The sequence below is a fragment of the Thiothrix sp. UBA5583 genome (assembly GCA_002425225.1).
Lineage (GTDB): Bacteria > Pseudomonadota > Gammaproteobacteria > Thiotrichales > Thiotrichaceae > Thiothrix > Thiothrix moscowensis.
On record DILV01000028.1, the window covers coordinates 50,421 to 68,585 of the forward strand.

Below are 18,165 nucleotides of genomic sequence, written 5' to 3' on the forward strand. Positions count from 1 at the left end.
TTATCAACGACTATAACGCAGTTTTCTGGGGAAAATGGCTAACCAGTATTTTCGGAAAAACTGTAAATTAGCTAGCCATGACAATTTGAAGTTTTCTTCTCGTCTTATATACCAACTATTCAACCCGGTACGCAATAATATTTGATACCCATGCGTGGTCAAGTGATTGTGCTTGAGGTGGTTGGTAACGTGGTCTTCGATTAAAATCAGGCGTGGTTTCCATCTTTCTAGGCTAAAACCTTTAAACATTTCCATTTCGTGGCCTTCAATGTCAATAGAAATGAAATCAAAGTTTGTGGGTACATTGTTTTCTTCGAGTACAGAGTCCAGTGTTTTACATTCAACTTCAATATATTCTGTGCTTTCTGTACCAACTGCAATAGGCGTGCTGTTGAGTGTTGAGTGTCCACCTGCGACTAGTAATTTTAGCTTTTTTTGGTGATTCTCGGGGCTGGAACAGGCTACTTGTATAACCTTGCCTTGGCGTTGTTTGTTCAGCATTGTGACAAATTCGGGTAAGGGCTCCAACATCAATCCAGTCCATCCCAACTGTTCCAGATGGTATGTTTGGGATTCATGGGTAGGGTGGTTTGCACCAACATCCACGTAGAAACCGTCTGGTTTGTTACTAAAAAACTCTCGTACCAGAGCTTGTTCGCCTTCAGGGCGGTTTTTGAAAAGCTTGATTGTTCTTTCTTTAAAATTAATAGGGTTCATAAGTTGCTCTGGAAAATTACTCTTTTTCAAAGACGATGATTAATGATCGACTGAAAAGAAGCTCCTTTTTAAAGAAAAAAGCCTCTTTCATGCTGCCTTCATTTTTTGTTGTCTTCGACCATAGATAACCAATACTAATAAAAGGGAGGAGAAACGGCAGTAAAGCTTTTCTTTTATATTTGTCACCTGATACGTGGATGACTCGTGCTCCAAAGTATTGGAATAAATACCGTAGTTGTGTGTAACTTAATGATGAAATGTGACCAAGGTCGATTTTTTCTTGTTTAACTTGAGGAGATGGAAGGATAGGGGGGAATTGATAAAAAGTCCCGGTGCACATAAATTGAAAGCGTGAATACATGTTTTGAATGTTAGGCAGGGAAATTATTATTCTTCCTCCTTGTTTGCAAACACGACACAATTCTGAAACAAGAGAAGATGGTTGAATCAAATGCTCCAGTCCTTCTAGACATGTAACTGTGTCGAACGTATTGTTTGCGAAGGGCAAATTTTCTGACATATCTGCATAAACAAAATCTGGTTTCTCACGGTTAATGTCAGCAGCAACTACATCGTGCCCAATACTGCGGAGTTTCTCAGCTAGTAATCCATTGCCTGCGGGGATGTCCAAGATTTTTTGTTTTTCTTTTTTAACAGTAATTAGATCGAAAACGACCTGCATATATCCGGTAAAATTGGCTACGTGACTGAATTTTCTGGTCATTTGTGATCCTTTGTTTCTGAGGTTATACCCAGCATCCATAAATCAGCATACTTGATGAAGGTGGTATATGCTCCCACGGTTGCTAAAACGAATCCCTGTGCTCCATCCAGAATGCCTGCCTTGAAAATATACATACGGATGAAACAGGCGATTGCATGTCCGATTCCTTGCAGCAAAGATGTTCGTTTACCGCGTGCATGTTGCTGTTGTGCCCATGAGGCTGTGTAACCAGCTACTTTTAATACATAGTGTTGCATATCCCGGTAAGGATAATGCAGCAAATCCCCTCTCAACCGCTGCACCTTCACCCCTTGCGGCACGAGTACCTTCTCATGCACCAGTGCTGCGTCATACCCGGTCAAACGGGTTGGATACAAACGCACTACGTAACCGGGATACCAGCCGGAGTGCCGGATAAATCGCCCAAACGCCCACGATAGACGCGGCATGGCGAACACGGTTTGGGTGGGGGGATCACGTAACAACGTCTGTATTTCGTCACGCAATTCCGCAGTTACCCGTTCGTCTGCATCCAGCCACAATACCCAGTCTGACTGGATGTAAGTTTGTGCAAGTTGGCGCTGTTTGCCAAAGCCAGGCCAGTTGATATTGCTGAATACCTTGGCGTTGAATGATTCGGCAATTGCTACGGTATCATCGGTACTGCCGGAATCCAGCACCACGATTTCGTCTACCCAGCCAGCAACGCTCGCTAGGCATTGGCGCAGGTTGTCGGCTTCATTCTTGACAATCAGGGCAGCAGCCAAGGTCGGCTTGTTCATACAGGTTCCGGTCAATGTCATTCAATCTGTCAGCGGATGGTAAGGATATGCCGATCACGTTACCATTTGCACGTAAATTTTCAGTTTCAGGACTCCTTGATGCATTACTTGCTGCCACTAACCCGCTGGATGCTGCGTTTTATCTACAATCTGGCGCTGTGTGTGCTGTTGCCGTTTGCCTTGTTCAAACTGCACAAAACGGGCGGTCAGGTGCTGGCAGAGCGTTGGCGGGAGCGTCTGGGTTGGGGGGAGTCCCTCCAACTTGCGCGTGTTGTCTGGCTTCACGCTGCCAGCGTTGGCGAAGTCATGCTTGCCAAACCCTTGATTCAGGAACTGAAAAGCTGTCACCAGGACATGACAATCCTTCTGACCACCACCACTGTGACGGGTGCAGAGCAAGCTGCTTCCCTAGGAAATCTGGTCATACACCGTTCCGCACCGCTGGATTGCCCGTCGATGGTAAGACGCTTTCTGGAACGCACCCGTCCGCAGGCGCTGCTGGTGATTGAGACGGAACGCTGGTTGAATTACATGCTGGCTTGCCAGCAACACAGCGTCCCCGTGGTGGTGGTCAACGGGCGTTTGTCGCCACGTTCTTTCCGTCGCTACCAATACTTCCGCAGTTTTTTTCGTTTGTGGGCAGAGCCGCTCAGCAAGTTGCTGGTGCAACATGAGGATGATGCCCAACGGTTTGCCGCGCTGGGCGTGGCGGCAGACAAGATGGTGATAACCGGTTCCATCAAGTTTGACATCACCTTCCCACCCAATGTGCAGGCGGGTGGGGAGACGTTGCGGGCAAGCTGGGGAAAGCGCCCGGTGTGGATCGCTGCCAGTACCCACAAGGGTGAGGACGAACAGGTATTACAGGCATTTCGGCAGGTGCTGAGCAGTGTGCCGGATGCCTTGCTGATGCTGGTTCCGCGTCATCCGCAGCGTTTTGATGCGGTGGCGGCCTTGTGTACCAGCGAGTTTGTGACGGTGCGACGCAGTAGCGGGGTTGACGTAACGCCGGATACGCAAGTGTACTTGGGTGACACCATGGGAGAATTGCCGTTGATGCTGGCGGCAGCGGATGTGGCATTCGTCGGTGGCAGTCTGGTGGAGATTGGTGGGCATAACCTGCTGGAACCCGCAGCCCTAGGCAAGCCCTGCCTAAGCGGGCCGCATTATTTCAATTTCGCCGATATTACCCGCCAACTGGTGGCTCAGGGGGGAGCGCAAGTGGTGCAGGATGCGCAGGAACTGGCAGCACTCGTCAGTGACCTGTTGCAGAATGAGGCAAAGCGTGCGCAGATGGGCAAAGCCGCCAATGCTGTGGTGCTTGCCAACCGGGGCGCATTGCAGAAAACCCTTCAGGAACTGGAGCCGTTCCTGTCATAGCCTGCCAGCAAGGCTTGCCAGTCGCTTGCCTGCCAGTGTAGTGCCGGATTCAAGCCGGTTTCCTTGCGGAACGAGCGTAACAGCCGGTCGAGATTGGCCTGTTTCCAGTCGCCATCTGCCTGTTGTTTGCCTTTGTCGAAATCAATCAGCCAGGCTTTGCCCGCAGCATCGAACAGGATGTTGTGGCTGTTCAGGTCGGCATGGTGGATATTGGCATCATGCAGTCGGCGGATGGTGTGCCCGATGGTATGCCATTCCTGCTCAGTCAAAGGGCGTGTTTGCAACAGGTGTATCAGGTCGTGGGCGTGGGGAATGCGTTCCAGCAGGATGTCAAAACGGTAAAAAAGACCGTGGCGGATCAGGCGCACGGCACAGGGTTGTGGTACGGGCAAATCCTGTTTGCGCATCATTTCCAGCAAACGAAATTCGGCCACCGCACGGCTGCGCAGGAAACCGTCGAACAAATAACGGTCGTGCAGCAAGCGCCCTAGCATTCCACCCCGGTAATAGTGGCGCAGTACCAGCTCCTGTGTATTCAGCCGCACGAACCATGTCACGCCACGTCCGTGTGATTGCCCGATAACCGCTTGTTGCTCCTGCCACCAGCGTGGCTCGAAATGTTCCGGCTGGAAACGGTTAGCATAAGCGGGATGGATACCGTAAGTGATATTGTTATCAGTGATAATGTCCATAATGGCTGGCGTAACTGCGAAGCGGTGAATTTTACAATCTTGTGACAGCTTTGCATAATGGCGGCTTCATGGTTATCCGGTGACAGTTTTGGCTTTGTTTTCTTCAGCTCCCCGCTCTCTGTGTGTGTTGCGTTTGTCAGCGATTGGTGATGTTTGCCATACCGTGGCAATGGTGCAGGCTATCCAGCGGCAATGGCCCACTACCCGCATTACCTGGATCATGGGTAAGGTGGAAGCCAGCCTGTTGGGGGATTTACCCGGTATTGAAACGCTAGTGTTCGATAAAAAGCAGGGCTGGCGGGCTTACCGGAACATTTGGCAGCAACTGCGCGGCAGGCAGTTTGATGCGCTGTTACACGTACAGGCGGCCTTGCGTGCCAGTATCCTGTCGTTGGGGATCAAGGCACAGTACAAGCTTGGCTTTGATCGTCAGCGAGCCAATGATGCGCAATGGCTGTTCACCAATGTCAAGGTTCCATCCCCGGCTGCCCCGCATGTGGTAGATGGCTTGATGGCATTCGCTGCTGCCTTGGGGGTGGAAGATGTAACCCCGCGCTGGGATGTGCCGATTGCTCCCGCTGATGTCGCATGGGCAGAGAAGGTGCTGGGCGGCAAGCCAACCCTGTTGATTGTGCCCGGTTCCAGCAAGCCTTACAAAAACTGGACAGCAGCAGGTTATACCGCCGTTGCTGACCACGCCTTGCAAACCGGTTTGCAGGTGGTGTTGTGTGGCAGCCCCACCCCGATGGAACAGGTGCTGGCAGCACAGGTGGTACAGGCTTGTCAGGGGGCTGTACTGAATCTGGCGGGCAAAACCAGTCTCAAACAGATGCTGGCGTTAATCCAGCAAGCGCAACTGCTGCTAGCCCCGGATTCCGGCCCGGTACACATGGCAACGCTGGTGGGTACACCCGTGATTGCCTTGTATGCTCATCACAATCCGGCACGGGTGGGACCTTACTTCAGTCAGGACAATGCCGTCAGCATTTACCAGACCCTGGCGGAAGCCGAACACGCCAAACCGCTGGACAACTTGCCGTGGCGCACGCGGGTCAAAGATCAGGCTGCAATGGAACTGATCAGCACTGGTATGGTGATCCAGGCGTTTGACCGCGTGTGGGAACGTTTGCAAGGGCAGGCAGCGTAGGATGTCAGCATTCAGCAAATCCTTGCGTCTGTTCCTGCTGGTACTGGCAGTATTTAGCCTGTTCCGGCTGGGGTTTGTGCTGGTTTACCCGGATTATTTTCTGGAAGCCGGTTTCGCCGATACGCTGTGGGCGTTGTTGCATGGAATCCGCTTCGATGCTTCGGTGGCAATGACTTTCCTGCTGCCATTCCTATTGTTGCTGAATTTGCCGTTCCGCTGGGTGACGAATCGCTGGTGGCAGCAAGCGTTGGGCTGGGGTATTTTCGCGGTGTTGCTGGTTTATGTCGGTATCCTGACCGGCGATCTGGTGTATTTCAATCACGTCAAACGGCATCTGGCGGGTGAGTTACTGTTATTGGGAAACGATTATACGCTGCTGTTCGACATGACTCTGACCTATTGGCGTTGGGTGTTGTTGGCGGGTGTGGTGGTCGTGTTGCTGGCTTGGTTCTGGCGGCAATGGGTGCGTCTGCCGGTAACGCCTAACCGTTATGGTTGGCTGGTGCTGTTGCTGGTGTTCCTGCTGGGGGCGGTGATTATCCGTGGTAGTTTCGAGCGCAAACCCATCAATCTGATTCATGCCTATACCAGTGGTAGTTCCAAAGTAGCGAATCTGACCCTCAATGGGGTGTTTACCGCTTGGCATTCCGGTAATCAGGGTGATAAATGGGCAAATTTCTTCAGCGATAAAGAAGCTCTGGCAATTCTTGGGTTGCCTGACCAGTCTTATCCTTTACGCAAAAGCTATCCGGCAACGGGTAACAGCCGTCCCAATGTAGTGTTTGTGCTGCTGGAAAGCTGGACACCCCAGTACATTGATGCCTTCGCAGGCAAAGGGTATGGGGTTACGCCCAACTTCGATGCATTGGCGCGTGATGGCATCATGTTCACCAACTTTTATGCGGCAGGGCAGCGCAGTATTGAGGGTATCCAGGCCACATTGACAGGCGTGCCACCGCTGAAAGGTTTGCCAACTCTGGGTTTTGGGCTGGAAGCCACCAATCTGACCCCTATTGGCAAGATTGCCCGCTCGCACGGCTACAACACCCTTTTTCTGCAAACCTCACGGCGCAACAGCTTCTACGTAGACAAGATTGCGCAGACGCTGGGGTTTGAACATTATTTCGGGGCGGAAGATACGCCGCCAGTGCTGGATTATCCTGATCTGAACGGAGCCAAGTTCGGCTGGGATTACGAGACTTACCTGAAGCTGTTTGACTCTATCCAGAATAGTGGAGGCAAGCCTTTTTTCGCGTACATGTTCACGGGGGCGACCCATGCGCCGTATGCCCGCTTGCCCCCCCGTTTTGAAAAATACCCGCCCTGTGAGGGTGAAAATGGTTTTTACAACTTGCTGTATTACGCTGACTGGGCGTTGGGTGAATTCATGCGCAAGGCGCGGGAACAAGCGTGGTTTGACAATACCGTGTTTGTATTCACGGCGGATCATGTGTTTGCCAATGAGCAAAGCGGTGAATTCCGGCGCAAGTTCAACACGCCAATGCTGATTTATGCGCCTGCCTTGTATGCGCCACGGGTGGAAACGCGGGTGTTTTCACAACTGGATGTGATGCCGACCCTGTTGGACATCATGGGGTTCGCTGAGCCGTTCCATACATTTGGTGACTCTGTTTTTCGCAAGACCACTCAGGAAGCCTTTGTCAATGAAGGCGGAATCGGTGGGGTGGTGACAGACAAGGGGTATCTGAAACATTCCTACAGTACCCGTTTGGAAGCAGAAGGCGAGCCAGCCGCGCTGGATGGGATGGAACGCAGGCTCAAGGCGCTGGCACAGGTGACAAGCCGGTTGGTACGGGAAAATAGGTGGGCAGAATAGCTTATGCTATAGTTTCGCACCGATTATTCACATCAGAGAGTTACGACCAATGAAAACAATGACAATGCTGCCTCTGGCGCTGATCTTTGCCCTGACAGCATGTGGTGAAAAACAAACCGGCACTGCTGCACCTGATGCTGCCCAGTCTGTGGCTCAAACAGCGGGTGCTGCTGCCCCTGCCGGGGATACCACCAAAGCGGCGGCCGATGGTCATCCTGGCAAGGTCGTCCACGATGCCAACTGCATCAGTTGCCATGATAGCGGTGTTTATACCCGTGCCGACCACAAGATGAAGGATTTCACCATGCTGTCCGGGCAGGTGCGCCGTTGTGATGCCAATCTGGGTAATCGTTTGTCAGATGATGAAATTACTAACGTGATTGATTATCTGAATTCAACCTATTACAAGTTTCCCAAGCAGTAAGCCAATGCGTTATACCGTCACCATCCAGAATACGCCGTACTCTTTTCAGGTAGAAAAGGGGGAAACTGTGTTACAGGCTGCCTTGCGACTGGATATTCCCGTGCCGTGGGGTTGCGGCGGTGGTGTTTGCGGGGTTTGTATGGGGCAAATCGTCAGTGGTGAACTGGTGTACCCGGATGGTGAGCCGCTGGCCTTGTTCGAGGAAGATGCTGCCAGCGGCAAAGGCTTGTTTTGTGTCGGGCATCCAGCGACCGATCTGGTGCTGGATGTGCCGGAAATGGGTCAAAACTGGGAGCCGTTTGCCTAATTCGGCGCTTTGACCGCTTCCTGCCAGGGCTGCCCGTCAATCAGCAGGTCACGGATAACCGCCGTACCCTGTGGGTCAACGGACAACACCAGCGTGCCACGTTTGTCCCGTACCTTGTTTTCCAGTATGGCGGCGTGTTCTTCCGGTATGTAAAAGCGTTCGATACCTGCGTTGAAGTTGGCACTGCTGTCACAATAACCCCGAATGAACAGTTTGCAATCCGCAGGAACGGTATCAGCCGGTGTTGCCAGCCGTTCGGGTTGTAGGCACACTGCTGTTGCCACATCCGTTGCCGCGCAAAGGTTTTCCAGACCGTAATCCACCTGATAGATCAGGTAATGCCCTGACAACAAGTCACGCGGGTCGAAGCCTTCAATGGGCAGGGCAACCTCTGCGCCACTGCTACGTTGTGTGCTTTTCATCCAGGCTGTTGCTGCCAGTGCCAGTATGGGCAGGGTTAGGGCGATTGCCAACAGGGTACGCTTGTTCATGCCTGCAACTCCTTGCTCCATGTCCGCAGCCGTTCACGTCCCTTGTACCACAGCCAGGCAATGCCCATGATCAGCCCGCCGGAAATGATCAACCCCACGCCGGTAGCTGCTAGCCCACCCATCGCTTGAAAATACAGGATGACGAAACGTGCTCCGATCAGGAATGTCACCAGATTGAAGGTGCGCTGATGCCCCACATTTCCGGCATGGATGGCGTACAGAAACAAAATCGCCAGCGTCAGCAAGGGGGCGCGGACATCATCTGCCTGCCAGAAGCTGACCGTTTCATGATCGTATGTGTCGAACAGGCTGTAGCGTTGCTCACCGGTAAACAGCAGGTCAGGGTAGTAATACAGCAACAGCAAGGCCAGTGCTGCCAGCAACAGCAGCTTGTTGGTCAGGCGGTATTGCTGCTGCAACAGGATACCTATTGCCAGCAAGGCAGCCACGATGTAAGCAGGCAAATACCGGGAAGCCTGATAATCCAGCAATTCCCCACCGGAACGGGCAATATCGGCAAACACTAGCGCGATAACCGCACCGACCTGAAACCAGAAAAACAGGCTGGAAGCAAACCCGTGCAGCCATTTGTTGCGCAGGGCAAGTTGGTACAACAATGCCGCCAGCAGCGGAGCCAGCAACAAGGCTGCCGGAAACTCATCCAGTGTATGCCGGAAATGTGTACCCACGCCTGCCACAATGCTCCAGACGAGGCCGGAAAGGAACAGTGTTACCCAGAAAAAGCGGGTAAACAGGCTATGGGCAAACAGACTGAGTAAAGCAGTGATCAGCGCCCAGAACAGCAGCGCGTGATACCAAGCCCCACCGGAATGGAATATTTGTGAAATCAGGCCGATGCTGGCAAGGCAGAGCAGCATGAAACCCACCACCAGTACTTCAAACCACACCCCTTGTGACTGGTTGGGGTATTGCCAGTAAATGCCTGCCGCCAGCAATGCCAACAGGGTAAAATTGGCAGCCAGTTTGACCGTATCAGGGATGTCTGCCCAGTTGGAGGCAATCAGGGAAATGACTCCCAGCCCGATGATGGCTGACCCCAGGATCATCAGGCTGTAAAGCCACCAGTTAGAACGCTGCGGGTGGCTGGTTTCAAAAGCGAGGATAGCCTCGTGCTGAGTCGGGCTGATCAGTCCAGCCTGTACCCAGCGTTGCAGTTTGTTTGCCATGATGCTCATGGATGCGTTGCCTGTTTGTTATTGGTCGGTTTGCCCAGGCAGATTCTGCCAGCTCGTGCGGATGAACTCGCCCAGCGCGATGAATTCACTTTCACGTGCACTGCCACGCCGCCAGGCCAAACCAATTTCACGAAAACTTTCCTCTGGTAGTGGCCATGTTTTCACTTCAGTGCCGCTTAGCAACGCTGAGCCTTTGACCATTTCCGGGAGGTAGGAAATGCCAAGGTCGGCATCAACCATTTGCACCAAGGTCAGCAGGCTGCTGGCGGTGAAACGGCTGATTTTGTCCATATCCTGCAAATGGCAGGCCGACAGGGTGTGGTCACGCAGGCAGTGACCATCTTCCAGCAACAGGATGCTTTCCGGGTTTAGCTCATCGAAAATGTAGCGGTTGGGACGGGTATGTTGGGTATCTTCCCGGCAAGCCAGCAGGAAACGGTCTTTGAATAACGATTGCACTTCCACACTGCGCAGGGCATAGGGCAGGGCGATGATGATGAGATCCAGCTCACCATTCATGAGTTTTTCGTAGACCCGCTGGGTAATGTCTTCCGTCAGGTACAGGCGCAATTGGGGAAACCTATTGCGCAAGGCGGGTAGTACATGCGGCAGCAAAAAGGGAGCAATGGTGGGAATCACGCCAACCCGCAATTCACCCGTCAGGGGAGCATGGTTGCTACGCGCCAGTTCCACCAGATTTTCCATGTCACGCAAACAACGGCGGGCTTCGGCAGCAATTTGTCGCCCGATGTGGGTGACGGTGACGTTTTTGTTGGTACGGTCAACCAGTTGCACCTCCAGCGTGGTTTCTAGCTCGCGGATGGCAGTACTAAAGGCGGATTGGGAAACAAAACAGGCTTCGGCTGCCTTGCCGAAATGTTCGTGGCTTTCCAGTGCTATGAAGTAGCGAAGCTGTTTGACGGTGGGCAAGTTCATGGCAACCTCAAGATTATCGTTTTTGAAGTTTACCACTTGGATAATATTCTGTTTTCTGTATGGTTGTAAAAAAACTTTTTCTTGTTACGGCAATGTCATCCTGGTTGTTGCAGTGAAATGCAGCGGCCCACCCCGGAATGGCGCAAACCCCATACCAAAAATCACACTGGCATCCACCAGATCGGCATCTTCCACAATACCTTGTTCCAAACAGATATGGGCTTCACGGATCATCGGTTCCATCAGGCGGGATTGCAGCGAAGTGTGGTTGCCGTTCCATGTGGCTTTTTCGGTTTTCATCATTTTGCCGTGCCGGTAACGGTAGAAACCTTCGCCGCTTTTTTTCCCCAGTTTGCCTGCCTTGGTTAGGTGGTAAATGCTCAGGGGCAGTTCCATCCCCAGTTTGCGTTGGAGGATTTCGCCAATTTGCTGGCAAACATCCAGCCCGATGACATCTGCCAGTTCCAGCGGCCCCATTGCCATACCACAATCGCGTGCGGTGGCATCAATGATGGTGGTAGGAATGCCTTGCTGTTGCAGGCGTATACCTTCCAGCAGGTAAGCCATGAGGATACGGTTGACCAGAAAACCGGCGGAGCTTTTGACTGGCAACGGCAGTTTGTCGATATGACGGACAAAGGCACAGGCACGCGCCAGTAGATCACTATCCTGCACGTCAGGCTCGTGGGCAATTTCCACCAGTGGCATTTGCCTGACCGGATTGAAAAACTGCAAACCAATCAGTCGCCGGGGTTCGCGCAGGCTGTTGTTGATGTCTTCCAGCGGGATGCAGGAGGTATTGGTGGCAAGGATAGCGTCGGCACGGGCTTTGCGTTCCAGTTCGGCGAAAAGCTGGCGTTTGGCTTGCGGGTTTTCGCTGATGGCTTCGATGATAACGTCTGCCTTGCTGACCTGTGCGCCGTGCGGGTCTATCAGCAGGGTATCCATATTGGCTTGCGGCATTTGTGCGGTGGCATTTGCCAGTGCCGCCGGGGCGCGGTCTTGCAGGCTGACACGTAAGCCGTGGTGTATACACCACGCGGCAATGGCAGTGCCCATTGTGCCTGCACCCACGATATGGACATGTCGGGGCTGGAACTGTCGCTTGTCGCCAAAGGCTTTCAGACGGTTTTGCAGGAAAAAGATTCGCACCAGATTGCGGGCTGTTGCACCCATCGCCAGTTGGGCGACAGACTGGGCTTCAGCCTGATACATATCCACAGGGTTGCCACCGTGTTTTTCCCACAGGTCAATCAGGGAGTAGGGTGCGGGGTAATGTTCCGGTCTGGCTTGTTCTGCAACCTGCTGGCGCAGTTTGATGGCAAGCAGTTTGCGCGAAGGGGCCAGTTTGCCGATGGCAGCGACATGCAGCGGTGCTTTGGCTTTGGCGGGCAGTGTCAGCAGGGTCTGGATGGCAGTTTCACGCAGGCGTTCCACAGGCACGCAGTTATCTACCAGCCCAAGCGCTTGTGCTTGCTGCGGGCGTAACAGTTTGCCGGTGAGCATGATGTCCATCGCATTCAGCACGCCAAGTTTGCTGATGGAACGCACCGTGCCACCAAAACCGGGGTGAATGCCGAGTTTGACTTCCGGCAAACCTAGCCGGGTGTCGGGTGTGGTGCTGCTGATGCGGTAATCCAGTGCCAGCGCCAGCTCCATGCCACCACCCAGACAAACGCCGTCAATCATGGCAAGGGTTGGGCAAGGCAAATCTTCAAACTGTTGGCAAACAGCCTGCCCCTGGCGGATGAATGCCAAAGCCTGTTCATTGCTGGTGAGGCTGGTAAAGTGCTTGATGTCAGCACCTGCGACGAAACTGCCGGGTTTGGCGGAACCAACCACCAGCCCACGCGGCTTAAGCGAGCGAATTTCAGTGCAGGCACGCGCAAGTTCGGCGAGTACGGCAGGTGTGAGCAGATTAGTCGATTCTCCCTGCACGTCCAGACTGAGCCACGCCAGACGTTGCTCGTCAACGGTTAGTTGCAGGTGTTGAAACCCGTTCACGCAAAAACCTCTCCCATCTCAGCAAATGCCCTTCTGTTTACCGATGCACCGATATTAACAAGGATTGATTGCTGTATGATTAACAATCTTGCAATTTCTGCACACTTTACCCGGTTTGTTGCTGCTCCTGTAAGGGTTCCATACCTGACTGGCGGAAATACTCCGCCGGGAAGTCATCCACCCGGATGGCATTCAGCACCGCCTTGCGGGCTGCCAGCAGTTTTTCCACACTGAATTTGTCCAGCAAGCCTTTGTCCCTGGCTTCGAGCATCGCCTCAGCCGCTGTATGGGCTGTCAGTTTGCCGTCTTTCATCAGTTTGCGTAGCTGCTTTTCAACATCTGCGGCTGCCAGCGTTTTATGCAGGGCATCTTCAATCCGCCCCATGCGGTCTGCCGGGTCGTTGGTGATGTAGACGCCTGCGGTCAGACGGTCGCGGGTGGCGGAAGGTTCCAGTGCCAGTTGCGCGACCCGGTGGATCAGCTTGTCATGTGGCGGGTGGAACGGTTTGCCATACGGGAACATCAGGGTACGCAAGGTTTTTGCCAGCCATGGTATCGGCAGGTTGTGGAAGGCTGCCAGCATTGCCTGTTGCGCCCGGTGGATGGTCAGGGTACAAGCGTATTCCATCAGCGGCAGATCCGCTTCCGGTTCTCCTTGGTCTTCAAAGTGCTTGAGGGTGGCGGAACACAGGTACAGGTTGGCAAGGATGTCCGCCATGCGCCCGGACAAACGTTCGCGCCGTTTCAGGTTACCACCCAGTGACAGGGCGGCATAATCCGCCAGCAGGGCAAACTGGCTACTCAGCCGGGTCAGATGCCGGTAATAACGGCGGGTATACGGCGTGCCGGAAACCACCAGCATGGCGTTGCTCAGCCCGTACCAGATGCTGCGCCCGAGATTGGCGAAAACATGCCTGATGTGCCCGGTGAACGCATGGTCGAAAGCCGCCAGATCGTCAGCCTGTACCGCCTGGATTTCCTTGAGCAACCACGGATGGCAGCGCATTGCACCCTGCCCGAACACGATCAGCGAGCGGGTCAGGATATTTGCACCTTCCACGGTAATGCCAATCGGAATCGACTGGTAAGCACGCGCCAGATAGTTGGATGGCCCCATGCAAATGCCAGCCCCGCCGGAAATATCCATCGCATCATTGATCAGCCGCCGCATCCGTTCGGTCAATTGGTATTTCAGCAAGGCGGTAATCACGGCCGGACGTTGTCCCTGGTCAATGGCGGTGGCAGTCAGGATACGCCCGGCATCCATCAGGTAGGTATTGCCGAGAATGCGGGCAAGCGGTTCTTCCACACCTTCAAAATAGCCGATGGGCATTCCGAATTGCTGGCGTACCCGTGCATACGCGCCGGTATAACGTGACGCCACTTTGGCAGCGCCGGTCGACAGGGCGGGCAGGGAAATGCCGCGCCCTTCGCCCAGGCATTCCACCAGCATTCGCCAGCCGTTGCCTGCTTGTGCTACCCCGCCAATCAGCCAGTCCATCGGCACAAACACATCACGCCCGCGTGTGGGGCCGTTCTGGAAAGGAATGTCGAGCGGGAAATGGCGTGTGCCGATTTCCACCCCTTTGTGGCTGGTAGGAATCAGCGCGACCGTAATGCCCATTTCCTCCTTGTCACCCAACAAATGATCCGGGTCGTAAAGCTGGAATGCCAGCCCCAGCAAGGTGGCAACCGGTGCTAGCGTTATGTAGCGCTTGTCCCAGTTGAGGCGGATGCCCAGCACACCTTGCTCACCGTTGAAATCCTGACGGCAGACGATTCCGCTATCGGGGATGGAACCGGCATCGCTGCCCGCTTCCGGCCCGGTCAGGGCGAAACAGGGGATGTCCCGCCCGTCTGCCAGTCGGGGTAGATAATGGTCTTTCTGGGCTTGAGTGCCGTACTTGATCAGCAGCTCGCCAGGACCAAGCGAGTTGGGAACCATCACGGTCACGGCAGTGGTTGCGCTGCGGCTGGACACTTTCATCACCACATCGGAATGGGCGCGGGCGGAAAACCCCAGCCCGCCGTATGCCTTGGGAATGATCATGCCGAAAAAACGGTGTTGTTTGAGGAAAGCCCAAATGGCGGGCGGCAGGTCGTAACGCTCGTGGGTAATGTGCCAGTCATCCAGCATCCGGCACAGTTCTTCCACCGGGCCGTCAATGAATGCCTGTTCTTCAGCGCTCAGTTTGCTGATGGACAGGTCGCGCAAATGCCGCCAGTCCGGTTTGCCGGAAAAAAGTTCGGAGTCCCACCAGACGTTGCCACTGTCCAGCGCCTCCTGTTCGGTTTTCGAGATGGGTGGCAGTTGCTGTTTCATCATCCGCATGATCGGGCGGGTGATGTACTGATGGCGGTAATTGGTTAGCCAGTTCATGAGTATCCTCCTTCTCCTGATGCCAGGGCAAGGTACGGTAGGCAGGTTCCTGCCCCGCATTCCACGCCGGGTATTTGATGACGGCAAAATAGGGTGAGTAGTCAAAATCACTGGGCGTAAACAAACGGAAATTACGCTCGTAAAACCTTACTTCGTCCTGTCGTCGGTTATGCACAATCGGCAGGATGGGGTAATGCACCTGCTGGAAACAGCGGGCAATCATGCTGGAACACACAATATGGGTCGGTTGCCCTGCATTGTGCTGGAACAGACTGGAACGCCAGCGGCGCGGCAAAATCGCATACGGGAACATGAAACGCGCCAGATCCAGCAACTGGCGCACGTCGTAACCCATGCCCAGATGTTCGATGGCAAAATTCACCACCTTGTCAGCATCCTGCCAGGTCAGGGATGCAGGGCGGCAGATGCGCAAATGCTCTTTGCGGTAATGACGCAGTGGGGTAACGATGGTTCCTTGCCCCAGCAGGGATTCAATCACCAAAGGTTCGCTCAGGTCGCCATCATAATGTGCGGCCAGCCGCGAACGTGCCCGTGGGTCACGGATGTCATTGAGACGCCCGACATACAGGGCAGCGTGTGTCCACGGCGACAGGACAACCGTCTGGATGACTTTGCTGACACGCGACTGACCGGCAAACAGGATAACATCGGCGGGGCGTACTTCACGTTCAAGAAACTCGAAATTGCACAGGGCGCTGAAGTCTTCTTCACGCGGGATGGTGTTTAACCAGCCAATACCCTGTTGCCACAACCAGTCGGTACAATGCGAAACAGAATGGCGGATTCCGGCAAGCATATCTCACTCCTACGGTGTCCGCAGGCGCAGGCTCGAAAGTCGCGCCTGCTGGAATACCTGATTATTTCTGTATGGTACTACTCAATGATTCTAGTGGATATAGACCCGCAAATCTGTGATTTAATTCCGTTTCAGACAGAAGGTGGGCAAAGCGGGGGCAAGCCGTAACGGGCGCGAGCCTGATCACAAACCGGGTTGTGCTGACCGTTTTCCCATGAGGCAGTGAATTCCCGGCAAGTGGAAGAGCGCAGCGGGTAAATGTTGCAACTGACTTGTTGCCCCGGTGTGCCTTGCAGGGCAATACAATGAGGTTGTGCCTGATGGGTTCCCAACATGGCAACGAGATGGGGGCTGATAGGCTGGGTCAGGTGGGCGGGCACAAGCCCGCCGGGGGCAGCATCGGTTTCACCCCAGTAAAACGATACACGGAAGCTGGCACAACAGGCTCCGCAGGTCATGCAGGGGCTAGGTTGCATACATCAGGCAAATGGCTTACACGCCAGTAGCATGTTGACAAAAGTGACAAACAATAGCGCCATGATGATCTTGTATTCGGCAGTCATTTTAATCGTATCCCCAACTATCTTGTTTTTATTTGAGATGGTATGTCGCAGACTTGGTAAACCAACACACTACATGGTGAAATGTACCAGTCCCGATCGTTTTTTTTGTTGATGTAGATCAAGGTATCACGAGCAAAGTGACTACAAAGTGAACAAGTGGAATGTATAGCAAACCAGCAACCCGTTCATGATTGTTGTACAGGGAAAAACTGGTCAGCAGCCTGGATAGCAGAATCCAGATAGTCCGCTCCATTGATCCACAGGGCAACCAATGCCTGTTTTCCGCCAGGAACCAGTAGCAGGTAATGGTCATTTACGGTCACAACGACATGCCTGAAATCACCGCAAGCAGCCAGTTCCAATGTGCGGATACCCAAGGTAAACAGTGCTGCACTCATCGCACTGATCTTGTCTTCGTCCACGCTGGTTGGCAGTGCTGAGGATAGGATAACGCCAGTGGTGGATATGATGGCAGAGGCTTCAATACCAGAAACCTCCGTATTGAAGACCGACAGCTTTTGACCTAGTGTGTCTGGAGTCATGTTTTCTTATCCCCATTAATTCCGAGTGAGAGGGTTGGTTTATTAGATTTTTCTAAAATTATTGCAAGTATAGTACGCATTAAATCCAATATGGGCATAGTGAATGATTCATCTAGAAAAACAACGGCAGGATGACAGCCTTTTCCTCCATTTGCAGGGCGAGTGGTGTTTTGAGCAGGCAGGGGAAATCCGTGACATGTTGGCTGCGCTTGTGCCAGAAGTGGCACATATTACCGTGCAGCTACAGGCGGTTTCCCGACTGGATATTACTGCGGCATGGTTGATTTACCGGCAAGCGCAGCAATGGCAACAGCAGGGCAAGCAGGTCTATTTCCACGATTTTCCAGCAGAATACCTCGACTATTTCGCCGCAGTCACAACAGATGTGGTAACGCCGCCGCGTCTCCGGCAACAGGCGGTGTCCTTGTTCCGTCAGCCCGTGCAGGGTCTGGGGGAGAAACTGCTTCACCTTGGGCAGGTGTGGCATTCCGGCATTACCTTTTTCGGGCACAGTCTGGAAGCCCTGTTTGTCAGCCTGTTGTCACCGCATTTGTTCCGTACCCGTGCTGTGTTTCATCACGTGTTTGCGACCGGAATCAGTGCCGTGCCGATTGTGGGGCTGATTGCCTGTCTGATCAGCATCGTCATTACCTATCAGGGCGGCGGGCAGTTGCGCGATCTGGGAGCGGAACTGTACACGGTGGATATGGTGGCTATTTCGGTGCTGCGTGAACTGGGCGTGCTGCTGACCGCCATCATGGTGGCGGGGCGTTCCGGTAGTGCGTTTGCAGCGGAAATTGGCCTGATGAAAACCAATCAGGAAGTGGATGCACTGCGGGTGATGGGCAGTGACCCGTTCCTGATTCTGGTGGTTCCCCGGCTGGTGGCGCTGGTGATTGCCTTGCCGTTGCTGACCATTATTGCCGATATAGTGGCGCTGGCAGCGGCAGCCCTGATTTCCTCCACCATTCTCGATATTTCGTTTGTACAGTTTTTCAACCGGATTGAAGCCAATATTGAATTCCGCACCTTCGCTGCCGGTTTGATCAAAGCGCCGTTTTTTGCAGTGGTGATTGCGTTGGTTGGTTGCTGGCAGGGAATGCGGGTGAGTGGTTCTTCCGAAAGTCTGGGCAAGCACACGACCCAGGCGGTGGTGGATGCCATCTTTCTGGTACTGGTGTTGGATGCACTGTTTTCCATCCTGTTCTACCGGTTGGGGTTTTAGG

17 protein-coding genes and 1 pseudogene are annotated in these 18,165 nt (G+C 53.6%); 6 read left to right on the forward strand and 12 right to left on the reverse strand.

Translation table 11 applies throughout. The features are described 5' to 3' along the window. Positions 1–3: 3 nt before the first annotated feature. From B2U47_RS11380 to B2U47_RS11390, 3 genes are read right to left on the reverse strand one after another with little or no spacing between them, the layout of a single operon-like run. Positions 4–717, reverse strand: coding sequence for an FkbM family methyltransferase (locus B2U47_RS11380; RefSeq protein ID WP_296674516.1), 714 nt, complete (start codon positions 715–717; stop codon positions 4–6). A 16-nt stretch (positions 718–733) separates the two neighbouring features. After that, on the reverse strand, positions 734–1,441 hold the full coding sequence (locus tag B2U47_RS11385) for a class I SAM-dependent methyltransferase (RefSeq protein ID WP_296674515.1): 708 nt from the start codon (positions 1,439–1,441) through the stop codon (positions 734–736). After that, positions 1,438–2,223: a glycosyltransferase family 2 protein gene (locus B2U47_RS11390; RefSeq protein WP_296674514.1), complete on the reverse strand. Its 786-nt coding sequence runs from the start codon at positions 2,221–2,223 to the stop codon at positions 1,438–1,440. Before B2U47_RS11390 ends, B2U47_RS11385 begins: the two co-directional genes overlap by 4 nt. Before the next feature lie 99 nt (positions 2,224–2,322). On the opposite strand from B2U47_RS11390, the gene waaA reads away from it, so the two are divergent. Beyond that, a complete protein-coding gene (gene waaA / locus B2U47_RS11395) occupies positions 2,323–3,603 on the forward strand; it encodes a lipid IV(A) 3-deoxy-D-manno-octulosonic acid transferase (RefSeq protein ID WP_296674512.1) in 1,281 nt (426 codons plus the stop codon). Here the strand turns inward: waaA and B2U47_RS11400 are convergent. Beyond that, complete coding sequence (locus B2U47_RS11400) at positions 3,576–4,295, reverse strand: 3-deoxy-D-manno-octulosonic acid kinase (RefSeq protein ID WP_296674510.1); 720 nt, start codon at positions 4,293–4,295, stop codon at positions 3,576–3,578. The two genes, waaA and B2U47_RS11400, sit on opposite strands and share 28 nt — an antisense overlap. 88 nt (positions 4,296–4,383) lie before the next feature. Here B2U47_RS11400 and B2U47_RS11405 point away from each other — a divergent pair, with 88 nt between their 5' ends. The 4 genes from B2U47_RS11405 to B2U47_RS11420 are packed head-to-tail and all read left to right on the forward strand — an operon-like array spanning position 4,384 to position 8,010. Then, the gene (locus B2U47_RS11405; protein ID WP_296674508.1) at positions 4,384–5,442 is read left to right on the forward strand and encodes a glycosyltransferase family 9 protein; all 1,059 of its coding nucleotides are present in this window, start codon (positions 4,384–4,386) and stop codon (positions 5,440–5,442) included. Position 5,443: 1 nt separating this feature from the next. After that, on the forward strand, positions 5,444–7,279 hold the full coding sequence (locus B2U47_RS11410; protein ID WP_296674506.1) for an LTA synthase family protein: 1,836 nt from the start codon (positions 5,444–5,446) through the stop codon (positions 7,277–7,279). A gap of 49 nt (positions 7,280–7,328) precedes the next feature. Further along, complete coding sequence (locus B2U47_RS11415; RefSeq protein WP_296674505.1) at positions 7,329–7,703, forward strand: hypothetical protein; 375 nt, start codon at positions 7,329–7,331, stop codon at positions 7,701–7,703. A 4-nt stretch (positions 7,704–7,707) separates the two neighbouring features. Further along, positions 7,708–8,010, forward strand: a complete 303-nt coding sequence (locus B2U47_RS11420) for a 2Fe-2S iron-sulfur cluster-binding protein (RefSeq protein ID WP_296674503.1) — start codon at positions 7,708–7,710, stop codon at positions 8,008–8,010. On the opposite strand, the gene B2U47_RS11425 is transcribed toward B2U47_RS11420, so the two are convergent. The 8 genes and pseudogenes from B2U47_RS11425 to B2U47_RS11460 form a co-directional block, all read right to left on the reverse strand. Continuing rightward, positions 8,007–8,501, reverse strand: coding sequence for a GDYXXLXY domain-containing protein (locus B2U47_RS11425; RefSeq protein WP_296674501.1), 495 nt, complete (start codon positions 8,499–8,501; stop codon positions 8,007–8,009). The genes B2U47_RS11420 and B2U47_RS11425 overlap by 4 nt on opposite strands. Further along, positions 8,498–9,697, reverse strand: coding sequence for a DUF2157 domain-containing protein (locus tag B2U47_RS11430; RefSeq protein WP_296674499.1), 1,200 nt, complete (start codon positions 9,695–9,697; stop codon positions 8,498–8,500). Before B2U47_RS11430 ends, B2U47_RS11425 begins: the two co-directional genes overlap by 4 nt. Positions 9,698–9,715: 18 nt before the next feature. Beyond that, positions 9,716–10,633, reverse strand: a complete 918-nt coding sequence (locus B2U47_RS11435) for a hydrogen peroxide-inducible genes activator (protein ID WP_296674498.1) — start codon at positions 10,631–10,633, stop codon at positions 9,716–9,718. Between the two features lie 84 nt (positions 10,634–10,717). Further along, positions 10,718–12,637 (reverse strand): 3-hydroxyacyl-CoA dehydrogenase NAD-binding domain-containing protein, encoded by a 1,920-nt coding sequence (locus B2U47_RS11440; RefSeq protein ID WP_296674496.1) that lies wholly within the window; start codon positions 12,635–12,637, stop codon positions 10,718–10,720. A gap of 106 nt (positions 12,638–12,743) precedes the next feature. Next, on the reverse strand, positions 12,744–15,017 hold the full coding sequence (locus B2U47_RS11445; protein WP_296674495.1) for an acyl-CoA dehydrogenase: 2,274 nt from the start codon (positions 15,015–15,017) through the stop codon (positions 12,744–12,746). A gap of 349 nt (positions 15,018–15,366) precedes the next feature. Then, positions 15,367–15,834, reverse strand: a pseudogene (locus B2U47_RS11450) (YiiX/YebB-like N1pC/P60 family cysteine hydrolase); the annotation flags it as partial. A 131-nt stretch (positions 15,835–15,965) separates the two neighbouring features. Beyond that, entirely contained in the window at positions 15,966–16,292 is a 327-nt protein-coding gene (locus B2U47_RS11455; protein ID WP_296674493.1) for a YkgJ family cysteine cluster protein, read from the reverse strand. 290 nt (positions 16,293–16,582) lie between these two features. After that, positions 16,583–16,939 carry a roadblock/LC7 domain-containing protein gene (locus tag B2U47_RS11460; protein WP_296674491.1) on the reverse strand — a complete coding sequence of 119 codons (357 nt, stop codon included), beginning with the start codon at positions 16,937–16,939 and terminating at the stop codon, positions 16,583–16,585. A gap of 103 nt (positions 16,940–17,042) precedes the next feature. Here B2U47_RS11460 and B2U47_RS11465 point away from each other — a divergent pair, with 103 nt between their 5' ends. Continuing rightward, positions 17,043–18,164: an ABC transporter permease gene (locus tag B2U47_RS11465; RefSeq protein ID WP_296674489.1), complete on the forward strand. Its 1,122-nt coding sequence runs from the start codon at positions 17,043–17,045 to the stop codon at positions 18,162–18,164. The last annotated feature ends 1 nt before the right edge of the window (position 18,165 follow it).

Coding starts and splice junctions, on each gene's coding strand:
- B2U47_RS11410 (WP_296674506.1), top strand. CDS start 5,444: ATGTCAGCATTCAGCAAATCCTTGCGTCTGTTCCTGCTGGTACTGGCA.
- B2U47_RS11385 (WP_296674515.1), bottom strand. CDS start 1,441: ATGACCAGAAAATTCAGTCACGTAGCCAATTTTACCGGATATATGCAG.
- B2U47_RS11430 (WP_296674499.1), bottom strand. CDS start 9,697: ATGAGCATCATGGCAAACAAACTGCAACGCTGGGTACAGGCTGGACTG.
- B2U47_RS11420 (WP_296674503.1), top strand. CDS start 7,708: ATGCGTTATACCGTCACCATCCAGAATACGCCGTACTCTTTTCAGGTA.
- B2U47_RS11465 (WP_296674489.1), top strand. CDS start 17,043: ATGATTCATCTAGAAAAACAACGGCAGGATGACAGCCTTTTCCTCCAT.
- B2U47_RS11460 (WP_296674491.1), bottom strand. CDS start 16,939: ATGACTCCAGACACACTAGGTCAAAAGCTGTCGGTCTTCAATACGGAG.
- B2U47_RS11390 (WP_296674514.1), bottom strand. CDS start 2,223: ATGAACAAGCCGACCTTGGCTGCTGCCCTGATTGTCAAGAATGAAGCC.
- B2U47_RS11455 (WP_296674493.1), bottom strand. CDS start 16,292: ATGACCTGCGGAGCCTGTTGTGCCAGCTTCCGTGTATCGTTTTACTGG.
- waaA (WP_296674512.1), top strand. CDS start 2,323: ATGCATTACTTGCTGCCACTAACCCGCTGGATGCTGCGTTTTATCTAC.
- B2U47_RS11435 (WP_296674498.1), bottom strand. CDS start 10,633: ATGAACTTGCCCACCGTCAAACAGCTTCGCTACTTCATAGCACTGGAA.
- B2U47_RS11380 (WP_296674516.1), bottom strand. CDS start 717: ATGAACCCTATTAATTTTAAAGAAAGAACAATCAAGCTTTTCAAAAAC.
- B2U47_RS11425 (WP_296674501.1), bottom strand. CDS start 8,501: ATGAACAAGCGTACCCTGTTGGCAATCGCCCTAACCCTGCCCATACTG.
- B2U47_RS11445 (WP_296674495.1), bottom strand. CDS start 15,017: ATGAACTGGCTAACCAATTACCGCCATCAGTACATCACCCGCCCGATC.
- B2U47_RS11415 (WP_296674505.1), top strand. CDS start 7,329: ATGAAAACAATGACAATGCTGCCTCTGGCGCTGATCTTTGCCCTGACA.
- B2U47_RS11400 (WP_296674510.1), bottom strand. CDS start 4,295: ATGGACATTATCACTGATAACAATATCACTTACGGTATCCATCCCGCT.